The following is a 14,031-nucleotide window of genomic DNA, read 5'->3' as shown; positions in this document are numbered from 1 at the left end:
TAATTTAACATAATACAGATTATGCGAATTATCTGTTAACGCGGGAGCGCGTGTACAGTTGCCTTAAAACTGAGACCCCTATTTTGGAACTGGATGGATCCTTGTGAGCATTGGCTATCCCCTGTCAGATCGGCAATGCCTGCCGCGCGATGTTGAGGATGTGTCATTCGAGCCGGTCAAACGTGTCTGCCCCATTAGGTACTGAATCTCACGCATCGGGCGTTGTGACTGATCAAAGCCGAAAATTCCGTAGCTGTCCTCCAGCAAGCAAATCACAACTGCAAGCGCTTTGCGGTGTTCGATCGAGTGACAGACCCGGAATGTCTGCCCAAGGTACCGCGTCGGAGTGCCCTGCTTTGAATGCGCCGGGAAAATGCGTGCTTCCAACAGCAGGTCAAGCACGGACAGAAGTTCGGTGAGAATGCCTATCTTCTTTGAAGTCGCTGACCGTATCCGCAAGACATCGCGAAAGTGCTGTTCATACCGGATCAGCGTCCGCCACGCGGCCTTTGAACCTTGATGCTCGAACACCATCCGGAGCGTTTCAGAATGCAGCCTAGCCTAGGGCGATTCAGGCAGATCAATCGTCATGATTTGCGCGCAGCTATACTTTGATTTCTTTACCAGAATCCTCTCTTCACCTTCTAGGAGATTGTACTCCCGCACGCCCCTGGATCTCTCTTGGGGATTACCGGATTACCCTGCCTATTTTATAATATGTACTAAAATCGACATTTGTTATATTACCTACATAAAGGTTTGAGAGGAAGGCGGCGGCATCGCCACTTTGTTTGTGAACCACTCAGGATCATCCATCATGAATACCAAAGACCGTAGTGCGCGCCTTGCGCGGCGCCCCGCTCGTTGCCGACTGCTATGCGGTGCGGCCCTTGCCGCTCTTGCAATCACGCCGTCGCTGTCCCAAGCGCAGCATGCGCCAGATGATGGCGCCACGCTGCGCCTGCTGACGCTCAATGTCTGGCACCGTTTCGACCAGCACCCCGAAGCCCCCGCACAGTTCATCGCGCCCGGCGACTACGACATGATCATGTTGCAGGAGGCAGGTCGGTACACCCGTTATGGCAGCCATCTTCCCGGCTTGCTAGAGGATGCGGGCGCAGACACCTACCAGTCATCCACTCTGGGCAGTGCAGCCATCCTATCGCGTCTGCCGGGCAGCACCGGCAGCCACAAGCTTTCCGGCGTCAATTCACAGGGCAGCAATATTGCATGGGCGCGTGCAGATGCCGCCGATGGTCGTCCCGATACTGTCGTTGGCAGTGTCCACTTCAACTATTACGACAGCGCGGCCAATCGGACCAAGGAGGCCAAGGCGTTGAACGACTGGGCGCGCATCCAAACCGGCCCGCTGATTATGGCAGGTGACTTTAACGCCGGTGACGTGGCCGAACGTGGTCTGCACCGTGCCGAACAGCAATCCTATCTTTTCGCCCGCGTGTTGATGGACAGCGGCAGTTCGCAGATTTGGCAGGATCTGGCAGAGCAATACACCCCCGAAGGCCGTGAGGCGGAGTTCGGGGCCTATATGGCCTCCATGCGCGAACAGGAAGATGGGCAGCCGCGCTATCGCGAGGTTCTTCAGAATTACTTTGACGCGAATCGCGCTGAATTCCCGGGCAAAACCGACATCGGACAGTTGAGCTGGCGTCAGTGGGAGACCATTATCGCGCAGGACATGGCCGATAAGGGCCTGACTTTTGTCGACGAGACCTACCCGGTCAAAGACAACATTCCGACGACCATGAACATTCTGAAAAAGCAGTTCATGTTGATGCAGACCGAGGGCGACCGCGAGCGTTTTGCGCCGCACGAACTGGACGACGGTAGCGTCACCTGGACGTCCAAGCTGGAGGATCGTACCAATACTTGGACTAGTTGGGATCGCACGAAGATCGACCATTTCCTTATAGCGCGGCCCTTTGGCAAGTGGTTCGAAGTCGTCGATGACGAGACCGATCCCTACCTGGGTGTGATCTCGGGTATCGAAGTGGTGGACCAGAACGGTAACCTCAAACCGATTTCCGACCACGAGCCGGTGGCGCATGAGCTGGCCTGGGTCGGTCCGCGTCTTGAAACCTATAATACGGATCAGACCCGACTTGCCTGGGATTCCGGTGCAAGCACCTGGGACGAGAGCGACGGGGAGTTCCTGCTAACCCGCAACAACATGCGGAACGATGTCTATCTGGGTCAGATCTCGGACGAGAACGGAAACCCGATCTTCACCGACCTGACGTTGGAGGAAAAGAAGACGGAGCTGGATTGTACCACGACCGATCCGCGCTTCCAGCAAGCGGTGGCGGAGTATTGCATCGACGACCACAGCTTTATCGACGAGACGCTGGTGGCCGATGGTGGTACCGTCGTGGTGTATGAGGATGCCGCGCTTGGCAACGCCGAGGCGAACCTGCGTCTGAACGACGGTGGCCTCGCGGTGCTTGGCACCGGGATGAACGAACTGGGCCGTGACGTCGCGCTGGAAGGCAACGGCGGCTGGCTGGATGTTCGCGACGCCGAAGGCAATGTCGATGCCAGTGGTGTGATCTCTGGCACGGGTGGACTTGAAAAGCGTGGTGGCGGGCGCCTGGTACTTTCCGGCACCAATACCTACACCGGCGCGACTGCGGTCAAGGCGGGTACGCTTTCTGTCAATGGGTCCATCGCGGGGTCGGATCTGCTGACTGTGGAAGATGGCGCGCGCCTTGGTGGCACCGGCACCACTGCCAGCGTAAGGGTTGCCTCTGGCGGCACGCTTGGCGCAGGCAACAGCATCGGCACACTGACTGTTGACGGCGATTTGACGTTCGACTCTGGCGCTGGGTTTGAGGTCGAGACTGACGCGGCGGGCAACGCCGATCGCGTTGATGTCACCGGAACCGCGACCATCAACGGTGGCAGCGTATTTACAATTTCTGAAAACGGCCCCTACGCCTATCGAACAGATTATGAGGTTATGACGGCAGCAGGCGGTATCGTCGGCACCTTCGACAGCGTCAACTCGAGCCTGGCCTTCCTCGACGGGAATCTGAGCTACTCTGACACGTCGATGGGGCTTAGGCTTGAGCGCAACGACACCGCCTTCCACACGCTGGCCAACGGGGGCAACGCCCGCGCCACGGCCGATGCGGTCGAGGATCTGGGTATGGGCAATGCGCTATTTGATCGCGTGGTCATGTTGGGCGGTGAAAGCGCCAGCACGGCGTTTGACGACCTTTCCGGTGAAGGCCGCGCCGCAAGTTTTGGCGCGCTGGCCGAGCAGAGCGCCATGCTGAGCGATGTCTGGCGTCCTTACGCGTCGGCCGACGAGGCCGGGCCCGGCGTCTGGATCAGCGGCTATGCGGGCAATGGCGTGAATGCGGGGACTGACGGTCTGCGCGACGCCGATCGCAACGCGACGGGTACACTGCTGGGGGTCACCACAGCCACCGACAACGGCTTTACTTTCGGCCTGATGGCGGGCTTCGGCAAGGGTGAAGCCTCGATTGAGCGCGGTGCCGGGAAGGTCGAGACCGATGACGTTCACTTCGGTCTGTCCCTGGGCACCGATCTGGGCGCCACCAGCCTTCGTGGCGGCCTGATCTACAGCCACTCCAGCTTGTCGGGACACCGCAATGTCGCGATCGCGAACGATTTTCAGCGCCTGACGCTGGACGGTTCTATGCGCAGCACGCAGGCCTTTGTCGAGGCATCGCACGAGGCGAAGGTCGGCACGGTCGCTCTGGAACCGTTTGCGCGGCTGGCGCATGTCCGGGTCAGTGCGGATGGCGTTGCGGAAACCGGCGGCGATGCGGCGCTGAGTTTCTTCAACGACAGCTACGACGCAACTTGGGCCGAGGTCGGTACGCGGATGCAGACTACGGCTGGCGCGTCTGGCAAAACCGTTCTGCACGCGGACATCTCCTATCGGGCGCTGCTTGATGGCGAGACGGCAACCTTGGGAGCGGCATTTGCCGGTGGTTCGGCCTTTGATGTGTCCGCAGCCGGAATGGCCGGGGATGTAGTGCGGGTTGGTGTCGGTGTCGGCTATGATCTTGGCAACAACACGCAACTGATCGGCAGCTTCAACGCGGCCTTCGGTGACGGTAGCGATGCCTCTTCCGTGAAAGTGGGCATGTCGATGCGCTTCTGATCCGCGTTTCGCATTGCCATGAGCCGCGGCAGCCCGTCTGCCGCGGCTTTTCGCTTCAAGGTTTTTCCACTATCGTGAGGCTAGGATTCAAAGACGCGAAGAAGATGACCGATACCACCAAGAAAGGTCAGCGCCAGTCCCGACTGCTGGCCGAGCTGGCACAGCAGAACTACCTGTCGCTCGAAGCCATCTCGCGGCGATTCGGCGTGACGACGCAGACCGCCCGGCGCGACCTTATCGAGCTGGAGGAGTTGGGCCGCCTGCGACGGATGCACGGTGGGGCGATCACGATCAACGCGATCCCGCCCGACGAGCTGCGCCACCGCCGGTCCCACAACGTGGGGCGAAAAGAGCGGATCGCGGCGGCTGCGGTAAAGGAGATCCACAATGGCGCGGCCATATTCCTGGACACCGGCACTACCTGCGAGGCGATCGCCCGCGCGCTTCTGAGCCATCGAGACCTGCGTGTTGTCACCTACAGCCTGCGAATTGCGGCCTATCTGCGCGAGATGACGGAATTCGTGGTCGCCATCCCGGGCGGGTTCGTCCGGCAGGTCGATGGCGGTGTCTTCGGGGACAATTCCAACGCATTTCTCGAACAGTTTCAATTCGATATGGCGGTGATTTCCGTCAGTGGACTGGACTGGCGCGGAACGCTTAGCGATGACGATCCGGCCGAAGTGAACATTGTCCGGGAAGCGATGAGGAACGCGTCTTCGAAGCTTCTGGCCATTGATGGGAACAAGTTCGGCCAGCGCGGTCTGGTGCGGCTTGGGCCGTTGACCGACATGGACGTGATTGTCACGGATCACGTTCTGCCCGAGCAACTTCGCCAGCAGATCGAGGGCGCGGGCTTGCGGTATATTCACGTCAAGGTCTAAGGAGCGATTAGGTTCGCGAAAGCCGTGAGCGAAGGCGGTTGCGTCGGCCGGACTTTAGAACGTAACAGGCCCAAGCATCGCGGCTTCCAACCGAAGATCGGCCTGAAAGAGTCTTGAAACTTGTGCAATTCAGTCGTTGTTTTCATTCAGTTCTCAGTCTCATTTCTAGGGTATCGGACAATCGAAAACGGATGCGGCTCGAACACCATCCGATCCGCGTGAGCCACGAGACCATCCACCGCTTCGCCTATTCGACAGACGGTCGCGACGAGCAATTCTATCGCCATTCTTCGACGTCCAAAGCCTGTCACACAGGCCTGAGCGCGCCAGCCGCTGTGCCGTTGGTCATGCGCAACGAGGATCGCCAGTCCAAGCCGTTCAAGGAGCTGATCCAGGGCCTCGCCCCCTGCCCGCTTATGCACGCCAGTCCATCACCTTGGACCGCGGCGCCGAATTCTCTCCTTCTGGCGGCATCTCAAGGCTGAGATCGATGCGGATGCGTGGTTTTGTGACCCGCAAGTAACAGAAAATCACGCTCGGACAGAAGTTTGGTGATTAGGAGCTTACCTGCAATCCACGCCCAAGACGTGGGATGGCCTCACGCCCCTGTTCTCGTCCTTGCGGGCGCCCGGTTTCACATCGACCCGATACTCCCGGGCTGCGGCACGGTGCTCACACGTCGACCTCCACCTTGCCGATGGGGTGCGAACAACAGGCAAGGACATACCCCTCTGCGATGTCGTCTTCCGATATCCCGCCGTTATGCACCATATGCACCTCACCGGCGGTCTTGCGCACCTTGCAGGTGCCGCAAACCCCGAAGGTACAGCCAGACGGGATGTTAAGGCCGTTGGCCCTGGCCGCGCCCAGAATAGTGTCGGTTTCAGCCACTTTCGCGGTGACACCGGAGCCGATGAAGGTGATCTCGGCGCGGGTGTCCTCATCAGGCACCACATCGTCCAGTTCCGGGACATCGGCGGGGGTTTCCACCGGCGCGTGGAAACTCTCCTGGTGATAGTGATCCATGTCGACGCCCAGCCCCTGAAGCGCCTCGCGCACCGCCTGCATGAAGGGTTCCGGGCCACAGCAGTAAATCTCACGCTCAAGGTAATCCGGGGCCATCAAGCCCAGCATCAACTGGTTGAACGTGCCGCGATACCCCGTCCACGGGGCATAGCGGTCGGGGTGTTCGACGACCCAGTGCAGGTCGATGCCCGGCGCGCGACTGGACATATGTTCCAGCCGCTCGCGAAACACGATCTCGCCGGGGCGGCGGGCGCAGTTGATGAAGACGATATCCGGCTCTGATCCGAGGTCGAACATCCAGGTGGTCATCGACATGAGCGGGGTAATGCCCGACCCGGCCGAGATGAACAGGTATTTGCCCGCCTCCTGGTTGAGGTGCGAAAACAATCCCGCCGGTCCCATCGCCTTGATCTTCACCCCCGGCGCAAGATTGTCCAGCATCCAGCGGGTGCCGATGCTGTCCGCTTGCGCCTTGGCGGTGATCGAGATCGACCGTGGCCGTGACGGCGAGGAAGAGATCGTGTAGGTCCGATGCACCGGCCCGCCCGGCACCGGGATTTCCAGCGTCAGGAACTGCCCCGGCAGGAAATCGAACAACGCGCCCGAGGGCGCCCGGAACGTGAAAGTCGCGGTATTGGGCACCTCGGGAATGACCGAGACGCATTCCAGCATCTCGTCATCCGACCAGATCGCGCGATCGGGAATATTCGACAAGTCCTGCATGATCCTACTCCGCCGCCACGGCGACAGGGTCCAGCCGCCGGGTCATGGTATTGCAGTACCAATCGACGAACCCCATCACGCCGGTCTCGTGGATCGGGGAATAAGGGCCCGGTTCGTAGGCCGGGGAATTGATGCCTTTCTGGTTATCCTCGACCACCTGCCGATCCTCGTCATTGGTGGCGATCCACACTTCGGTCAGGCGTTGCAGGTCATAGTCCACCCCCTCGACGGCATCCTTGTGGACCAGCCATTTCGTCGTGACTTCTGTCGTGGTGGGCGTCAGCGGCGTCACCCGGAAGACGATGGAATGGTCCGGCAGGAAATGGTTCCATGTCGTCGGGTAGTGGTATTTCAGCAGCGTGCCAGCGGCCTCGTCCCGGACCCGCCCCAGCCATTTGGTCACCGCCGGTTGCAAGTCCATGGTAAAGCTCTTGGCGCCCGGCAGCAGCGGCATCCGCGCCAGCCGGTACTGCATGTCCTGCGACATGCGGAATTGCGATGGATAGCCCTGCCCCTCCAGCCTGTCGAAATGCGCCTGAAGGCGCGGCGGGGTGACACCGTCCTCGATGCCGGTAATCGTGGGATCGTCGGTGAACGAACGGCACAAACCCGGGTGGTTGCCGCCGCAGTGATAACATTCGCGGTTGTTTTCCCAGACCAGTTTCCAGTTGCCCTGCTCGATGATGCTTGTCTCATGCGCGACCTTTGCCTCGCTCAGGTCATGCACCTCAAGATAGGGGCGGGCCGCGTCTGCGAAGGCATCGAAGTCCGGCGCATCCTGAGCCAGGCAGATATAGAGCAGCCCCTGCAGTTCGCGGCAATGGACGGGCTTCAGCCCGTGCTGACCGGCGTCGAAATCATCGCCCATCTCGCGCGCCCAGAGCAAACGACCGTCCAGTTCATAGGTCCACTGGTGATAGGGGCAGACCAGCTTGGGCGCGTTCCCCCTGGCCGCCTTGCACAGGATCGAGCCACGATGACGACAGGCATTGTGAAAGGCGCGGATCTCACCATCCGCGCCGCGCACGATGATGACACCGTAATCGCCCACCTGATGGGTGATGTAACTGCCAGACTTGGGCAGTTCGCAGGCCGGCGCGACAAAAAGCCAGTCGCGGTAAAAGATGGTGTCCATGTCCGCGCGGAAAATCTCCGGGTCGGTATAGAATGCCTGTTCCAATGCATAGCCCGGCCGCCGCCGTGCCAGCAGATCGCTGATTGGTTGGGTCATGTTTCTGGCCTCCTGCCGCGCCCCGCGGCGATTTCGGGCGGGCGATCGGCAGGGGCGGTTTGCAGGACCGGCAAAGAGGCGCCAACCCGAAACAGCGCCCGCACCGCCACCCGCGGTTTGACGTTCTGCAAGGCTGGTTTCCGGACTGTGGTGCGGTCCGTTCGGACCTGCGCGCGGCACCTTCCCGGGGTCCTCTTCCCCAGTGGTCATGACCGCGCCCATACAACACCTTTACCGTTGCGGGGGCAGTGCCGGATTCTCACCGGCTTCCCAATTCTCCGCCCGAGGGCGGCACCTTACCGTTTCCAGATAGCCGCATTCGCAAAGGCGCAGTGGGTAATTTGCGACCTTCACAGGAAGGAAACAGACATCGCGCCGACGGGCGAAGAATTTTTCACCGTGGCTTCAATCTATATATTGACAGTTTTGCGCCGTCGGCATCAATATGGTGTTGCTTTGGTGCCTGCGAGTCGCCTCGTGGGTGAAAAGGGAAGCCGGTGAAAATCCGGCACTGCCCCCGCAACTGTAAGCGGCAAGCCAAGGTCCGGAACCACTGGTGCGGCAGACACCGGGAAGGCGGGCCAAGGCGCAAGAGCCGCGAAGCCAGGAAACCTGCCAAGGCAAGATAAACGACGACCGCGGGCGGAGGGCCCGGGCGCGTGGCTAGGTACCGTAGCGGTATCCTGTTCCCCGTGCCCCCTTTTTCCGATGCCCACAAGACCATTGAAAGGGGACCGAGCAATGACCATCACCGTTTATTCCAAACCGGCCTGCGTGCAATGCACCGCTACCACCCGCGCACTGGATGCGCGCGGGCTGCCTTACGAGATCATCGACCTGACCGAAGACGCCGCGGCCATGGAGCACGTGCAGGAGCTGGGCTATCGGCAGGCGCCGGTCGTTGTCGCGGGGAATGATCACTGGGCGGGCTTTCGCCCTGACATGATCGGTCGGCTGGCCTGACTCTCATGGGCGGGCTGGTCTATTATTCAAGCGCGTCGGGCAATACCCGGCGCATGATCGACAGGCTGGACCTGCCCGCCACACGCCTGCCACGGGGGGCAGATACGACGATGCCGGTGATGACCGGGCCTTTCGTCCTGATCTGCCCGACCTATGCCGACGGGCTGGGCCGCGGGGCGGTGCCCAAACCGGTGATCCGTTTTCTCAACCGGCCCGAAACCCGCGCCCTGCTGCGTGGGGTGATCGGCAGCGGCAACCGGAACTTCGGGGATAAGTTCGCCCTGGCGGGCCGTATCATCGCCGACAAATGCGGCGTGCCGTTGCTCTATCGGTTCGAACTGGCAGGTAGCGAAGAAGAAACCGCCCGCATCCGCGACGGGCTGGCCCGGTTCTGGGCTGAAACAGGGGACAAGACATGCTTGATGCAAGCGTAACCGCCGATCTCGATTATCACGCGCTCAACGCGATGCTGAACCTCTATGACGACGAGGGCAACATCCAGTTCGAGGCCGACCGCATGGCCGCGCGGCAGTATTTCCTGCAACACGTCAACCAGAACACGGTGTTCTTTCATTCGCTCGATGAAAAGCTCGGCTATCTTGTCGATGAGGGCTATTACGACACAACGGTCCTCGACCAGTATTCAAAGAACTTCCAGCGTGAAATCTGGGATGCCGCCTACGGGAAAAAGTTCCGTTTCCCGTCCTTCCTTGGCGCGTTCAAGTATTACACCTCTTACACACTCAAAACCCGCGACGGGCAGCGTTACCTCGAACGCTACGAGGATCGCGTGGTGATGAATGCGCTGACGCTGGCGCGCGGCGACGAGGCGCTGGCCATGCGCCTGATGACCGAGATCATCGAAGGCCGGTTCCAGCCCGCCACGCCCACCTTCCTGAATGCCGGCAAAAAGGCGCGCGGCGAATTCGTATCCTGCTTCCTGCTGCGCCTCGAAGACAACATGGAAAGCATCGGGCGCGGCATCAACTCCGCTCTGCAACTCAGCAAACGCGGCGGCGGCGTGGCCCTGATGCTGACCAACATCCGCGAGCACGGCGCCCCCATCAAGGGGATCGAAAACCAGTCCTCGGGCGTGATCCCGGTGATGAAACTGCTGGAAGACAGTTTCTCTTACGCCAATCAGCTTGGTGCGCGGCAGGGCGCGGGCGCGGTCTATCTCAACGCGCATCACCCGGATATACTGCGCTTTCTCGACACCAAGCGCGAGAATGCCGATGAAAAGATCCGCATCAAGACCCTTTCGCTGGGCGTGGTCATTCCCGATGTCACGTTTGAACTGGCCAAGAAGAACGAGGATATGTACCTGTTCTCGCCGCATGACGTGGAAAAAGTCTATGGCTGCGCCTTCTCGGATATCTCGGTCACCGATAAGTATCACGAGATGGTCGATGACCCGCGAATCCGCAAGAAAAAGATCAACGCGCGGGCCTTCTTCCAGACCATTGCCGAAATCCAGTTCGAAAGCGGCTATCCTTACATCATGTTCGAGGACACGGTGAACCGCGCCAACCCGATCGCGGGCCGCATTGCCATGTCGAACCTGTGTTCGGAAATCCTTCAGGTGAACGAGGCATCGGAATTCAACGACGACCTCAGCTATGCCCACATGGGCAGCGATATTTCCTGCAACCTCGGTTCCATGAATATCGCCCGCGCCATGGATGGCGGCGATCTGGCCGGGTCGGTGGAAACCGCGATCCGCGCGCTGAACGCCGTATCGGAAATGAGCGCGATCGACAGTGTACCGTCCATCCGCAAGGGCAACGACGACGGCCACGCCATCGGGCTGGGGCAGATGAACCTGCATGGTTTCCTTGCCCGTGAATGTATCCATTACGGCAGCCCCGAGGGGATCGACTTTACCAATATCTATTTCTGCACGGTCCTTTATCACGCGCTTGCCGCCTCGAATGCGCTGGCCCGTGAAAAAGGGGGCCGCTTCAAGGGGTTCGAAGAATCTGCCTATGCCGATGGCAGTTTCTTCGAAAAATATATCGATCAGGACTGGCGCCCTGAAACCGACCGCGTGCGCGAGCTGTTCGCCAAGGCCGGGATCGAGGTGCCGACACGCGATCAGTGGGCCGCCCTGCGTGACGCGGTGATGGCGGACGGTCTGTACAACCGCAACCTTCAGGCGGTGCCGCCCACCGGCTCGATCAGCTATATCAACTACGCCACCTCCTCGATTCATCCGATCACCTCGAAGATCGAAATCCGCAAGGAGGGCAAGATCGGCCGCGTCTATTACCCCGCGCCCTACATGACCAACGACAATCTCGACTATTACCGCGATGCCTATGAAATCGGGCCGGAGGCCATCATCGACACCTACGCCGCGGCGACGCAACACGTGGACCAGGGCCTGTCGCTGACGCTGTTCTTTCCGGCCGAGGCGACAACGCGGGATATCAACCGCGCCCAGATCTACGCGTGGAAAAAAGGCATCAAGACGATCTACTACATCCGTCTGCGCCAGATGGCCCTTGAAGGCACCGAGGTGCAGGGCTGCGTCTCCTGTTCGCTCTGAGCGGATGGCGCACCGACGTTATACCGACACGATACAGCCCCCGTTTTTGCCCCGGAGTTCCCGATGAAAGACCTCGCCGACACGCCCCGCCCCGTCCCCCGCGCCGTCAACTGGAACCGGCTTGAGGACGATATCGACCTTGATGTCTGGAACCGCCTGACGGTGAATTTCTGGCTGCCGGAAAAGGTGCCGCTGTCGAACGACATTCAAAGCTGGTCACAGTTGACCGATGATGAGCGGCAGTTGACCATCCGGGTCTTCACCGGGCTGACGCTGCTGGATACGATCCAGAACACCGTCGGCGCACCGACCCTGATGGAAGATGCAATCACGCCGCATGAAGAGGCCGTGCTCAGCAATATCGCCTTCATGGAAGCGGTCCATGCACGCAGTTATTCTTCTGTGTTTTCAACGCTTTGCCAGACAGCCGAGGTGGACGAGGCGTTCCGCTGGTCGGCCGAGAACGAACACCTTCAGGCCAAGTCGCGCCTGATCCTCGATGAATACGATGCCACCGCTTCGCCCCTGCGCAAGAAGGTGGCCAGCGTCTTTCTCGAGTCCTTCCTGTTCTACTCGGGCTTTTACCTGCCGATGCACTGGTCCTCGCGCGCCCGGCTCACCAACACCGCCGACCTCATCCGCCTGATCATTCGCGACGAGGCGATTCACGGCTATTACATCGGCTATAAATTCCAGCGCGGCCTCGAACGTCTGTCCGAGAAAGAGCGGAGTGAAATCAAGGACTTTGCCTTTTCCCTCCTCTTCGATCTCTATGATATCGAGGCCCGCTATACCGAGCAGCTTTACGATGGTCTGGGCCTGACCGAGGACGTAAAGCATTTCCTGCACTATAACGCCAACAAGGCACTTCAGAACCTTGGATTCGAGGCCCTTTTTCCCGATGATGCCTGCAAGGTGAACCCGGCGATCATGTCCGCCCTTTCCCCCAATTCCGACGAGAACCACGATTTCTTCTCGGGCTCTGGCTCCAGCTACGTGATCGGCAAGGCCGTCGCGACCGAAGACGAGGATTGGGATTTCTGAAACGCCACGCGGCGCGCAGGATAAACTAGGCCGAGTGCTATGTAGGTGCCCGTGGGGAATTGCCCCCTGACGTATTAAGGCGGACGAATGCCATCGCAGAAAGCTTTACCCACGACCCTCGATCAAGTGTTTAAGGCGTGCCCCTGCTTCGAAGAATACCGATTTGACGGTGGTGAAGGATTCATTGTGCTGATCCACTGGGGCAATCGGAAGATCCCGTTCCTCACCCGTGAGAAGCGCACGTGCGATGCTGGTGCCGAAAACCGTGCCCGGCGCGATGCCGCGGCCCGAATAGCCAAAAACAGCCATGCCGTTGCCCCCAATGCGCAGAATACGCGGCAAGTGATCATAGGTCATGGAAATCCGTCCGGCCCATGCATGCGTGATCTTGGCCTCGGCAAGATGCGGGAACAGCTTGCACAGCTTTCGACGCGCCCAGTTTGCCTGTATCCCTGTATCGTCGCCCATCCCGCCCAGAATGATCCGGCCCGCCTTGTCACGGCGCAAGGACGACATGACAAGCCCGGTGTCCCAGCATCCCTCGCCGCCGCGCAGGATGTCTCCGGCAAGATTGTCGCCCAATGGTTCCGTCGCCAGTTGGAAGAAATTGACGCGTGACGCGTCTGGCATGCGCAGGTTTTGAATCCCTTCGTGATAGGCATTGGTGGCCACCAAAAGGCGCTTGGCACGAATCTTGCCGCTTGGGGTTCGGATGATCCATTGCCCACCATGTTGCGCCGCCGAAAGCGCCGGGGTGTTTTCATGGATGCGCGCGCCCTGCCCCTTGGCCGCCCTTGCCAGCCCTTGGACATACGCCAGCGGCTGGATGGTTCCGGCGCGGGCGTCATGCAGGGCACCGTGAACCTGCGCCGTTCCCGTACGCGCCCGGGCCTCGGCTGCATCCAACAGGGTCACAGGCGCGGCGCGCGCGGCCATCTGATCGTGACGGGTTTCAAGTTGCGTCATCGCGCCGGGCGCATGCGCCAAATGAAGGGTGCCGTTCCGTGTGGGCTCACAGGCGATACCATATTGGTTTATCAGGGAAAATACTGCTTCTGGCGCCTCGGAAAGGACACGGTTCAGGTGTTCACCCGCCTCGGCCCCGAGTGTTTGACAGACCTCGTCGGGGGGCAGCCAAAGCCCTGCATTCACCAATCCGACGTTCCGGCCCGAGCCGCCATGGCCGATGCCCTGCGCTTCGATCAGGATGACATCGGCCCCTTGCGCTGCAGCTTCCAAAGCCGCGGAACAGCCTGTGAACCCGCCGCCGATGATCGCGAGGTCGGCGGTATCGTCACCTTGAAGATGCGACGCACCGAAGGTCTCGGTGCTGCTTTGTGACCAGAGCGAGGACAGGCCGCTCATAACGGCCCTCGGGATGGATTGGGGATCAAGGTGACATGCATTTCAAAGCCTGACAGGTTCATTGGACGGCAAGGTATCGGCCCTGCCGCCCAAGACAAGA

The 14,031-nt window shown here is 60.2% G+C and carries 10 protein-coding genes and 2 riboswitches; of the genes, 7 read left to right on the top strand and 3 right to left on the bottom strand.

The genetic code is table 11. The features are described from left to right. Positions 1-817: 817 nt before the first annotated feature. From RBB32_RS01425 to RBB32_RS01415, 3 genes are all read left to right on the top strand, one after another. Positions 818-4,150 (top strand): autotransporter domain-containing protein, encoded by a 3,333-nt coding sequence (locus tag RBB32_RS01425; RefSeq protein ID WP_306150888.1) that lies wholly within the window; start codon positions 818-820, stop codon positions 4,148-4,150. Between the two features lie 104 nt (positions 4,151-4,254). Then, entirely contained in the window at positions 4,255-5,031 is a 777-nt protein-coding gene (locus RBB32_RS01420; RefSeq protein WP_306150887.1) for a DeoR/GlpR family DNA-binding transcription regulator, read from the top strand. Between the two features lie 191 nt (positions 5,032-5,222). After that, positions 5,223-5,516, top strand: coding sequence for a hypothetical protein (locus RBB32_RS01415; RefSeq protein ID WP_371931003.1), 294 nt, complete (start codon positions 5,223-5,225; stop codon positions 5,514-5,516). A 187-nt stretch (positions 5,517-5,703) separates the two neighbouring features. Here the strand turns inward: RBB32_RS01415 and RBB32_RS01410 are convergent, their stop codons facing one another. Together RBB32_RS01410 and RBB32_RS01405 are read right to left on the bottom strand one after the other, a co-directional pair. Beyond that, on the bottom strand, positions 5,704-6,780 hold the full coding sequence (locus RBB32_RS01410; RefSeq protein WP_306150886.1) for a hybrid-cluster NAD(P)-dependent oxidoreductase: 1,077 nt from the start codon (positions 6,778-6,780) through the stop codon (positions 5,704-5,706). A gap of 4 nt (positions 6,781-6,784) precedes the next feature. After that, entirely contained in the window at positions 6,785-8,011 is a 1,227-nt protein-coding gene (locus tag RBB32_RS01405) for an aromatic ring-hydroxylating dioxygenase subunit alpha (RefSeq protein WP_306150885.1), read from the bottom strand. Between the two features lie 113 nt (positions 8,012-8,124). Continuing rightward, positions 8,125-8,325: riboswitch (cobalamin riboswitch) on the bottom strand. Between the two features lie 126 nt (positions 8,326-8,451). After that, positions 8,452-8,646: riboswitch (cobalamin riboswitch) on the top strand. Positions 8,647-8,752: 106 nt separating this feature from the next. On the opposite strand from RBB32_RS01405, the gene nrdH reads away from it, so the two are divergent. From nrdH to nrdF, 4 genes are all read left to right on the top strand, one after another. Next, the gene (gene nrdH / locus RBB32_RS01400; RefSeq protein WP_306150884.1) at positions 8,753-8,974 is read left to right on the top strand and encodes a glutaredoxin-like protein NrdH; all 222 of its coding nucleotides are present in this window, start codon (positions 8,753-8,755) and stop codon (positions 8,972-8,974) included. Positions 8,975-8,979: 5 nt separating this feature from the next. Next, complete coding sequence (nrdI, locus tag RBB32_RS01395) at positions 8,980-9,408, top strand: class Ib ribonucleoside-diphosphate reductase assembly flavoprotein NrdI (RefSeq protein WP_306150883.1); 429 nt, start codon at positions 8,980-8,982, stop codon at positions 9,406-9,408. Continuing rightward, entirely contained in the window at positions 9,390-11,522 is a 2,133-nt protein-coding gene (gene nrdE / locus RBB32_RS01390; RefSeq protein WP_306150882.1) for a class 1b ribonucleoside-diphosphate reductase subunit alpha, read from the top strand. The genes nrdI and nrdE overlap by 19 nt, the downstream gene beginning before the upstream one ends. Positions 11,523-11,585: 63 nt before the next feature. After that, entirely contained in the window at positions 11,586-12,566 is a 981-nt protein-coding gene (gene nrdF, locus RBB32_RS01385) for a class 1b ribonucleoside-diphosphate reductase subunit beta (RefSeq protein ID WP_306150881.1), read from the top strand. 105 nt (positions 12,567-12,671) lie between these two features. Here nrdF and RBB32_RS01380 read toward each other — a convergent pair whose 3' ends face one another. Further along, positions 12,672-13,931 (bottom strand): FAD-binding oxidoreductase, encoded by a 1,260-nt coding sequence (locus RBB32_RS01380; protein WP_306150880.1) that lies wholly within the window; start codon positions 13,929-13,931, stop codon positions 12,672-12,674. Positions 13,932-14,031: the final 100 nt, after the last annotated feature.

Source organism: Roseovarius sp. MMSF_3281, from assembly GCF_030733685.1.
In the GTDB taxonomy this organism is placed as follows: Bacteria; Pseudomonadota; Alphaproteobacteria; order Rhodobacterales; family Rhodobacteraceae; genus Roseovarius.
This window is presented reverse-complemented; position numbering and strand designations above follow the sequence as displayed.

Excerpts from the sequence above, each read along its gene's own strand:
- nrdI (WP_306150883.1), top strand. The coding sequence starts at position 8,980 with ATGGGCGGGCTGGTCTATTATTCAAGCGCGTCGGGCAATACCCGGCGC.
- nrdH (WP_306150884.1), top strand. The coding sequence starts at position 8,753 with ATGACCATCACCGTTTATTCCAAACCGGCCTGCGTGCAATGCACCGCT.
- RBB32_RS01410 (WP_306150886.1), bottom strand. The coding sequence starts at position 6,780 with ATGCAGGACTTGTCGAATATTCCCGATCGCGCGATCTGGTCGGATGAC.
- nrdF (WP_306150881.1), top strand. The coding sequence starts at position 11,586 with ATGAAAGACCTCGCCGACACGCCCCGCCCCGTCCCCCGCGCCGTCAAC.
- RBB32_RS01425 (WP_306150888.1), top strand. The coding sequence starts at position 818 with ATGAATACCAAAGACCGTAGTGCGCGCCTTGCGCGGCGCCCCGCTCGT.
- nrdE (WP_306150882.1), top strand. The coding sequence starts at position 9,390 with ATGCTTGATGCAAGCGTAACCGCCGATCTCGATTATCACGCGCTCAAC.
- RBB32_RS01415 (WP_371931003.1), top strand. The coding sequence starts at position 5,223 with ATGCGGCTCGAACACCATCCGATCCGCGTGAGCCACGAGACCATCCAC.
- RBB32_RS01420 (WP_306150887.1), top strand. The coding sequence starts at position 4,255 with ATGACCGATACCACCAAGAAAGGTCAGCGCCAGTCCCGACTGCTGGCC.
- RBB32_RS01405 (WP_306150885.1), bottom strand. The coding sequence starts at position 8,011 with ATGACCCAACCAATCAGCGATCTGCTGGCACGGCGGCGGCCGGGCTAT.
- RBB32_RS01380 (WP_306150880.1), bottom strand. The coding sequence starts at position 13,931 with ATGAGCGGCCTGTCCTCGCTCTGGTCACAAAGCAGCACCGAGACCTTC.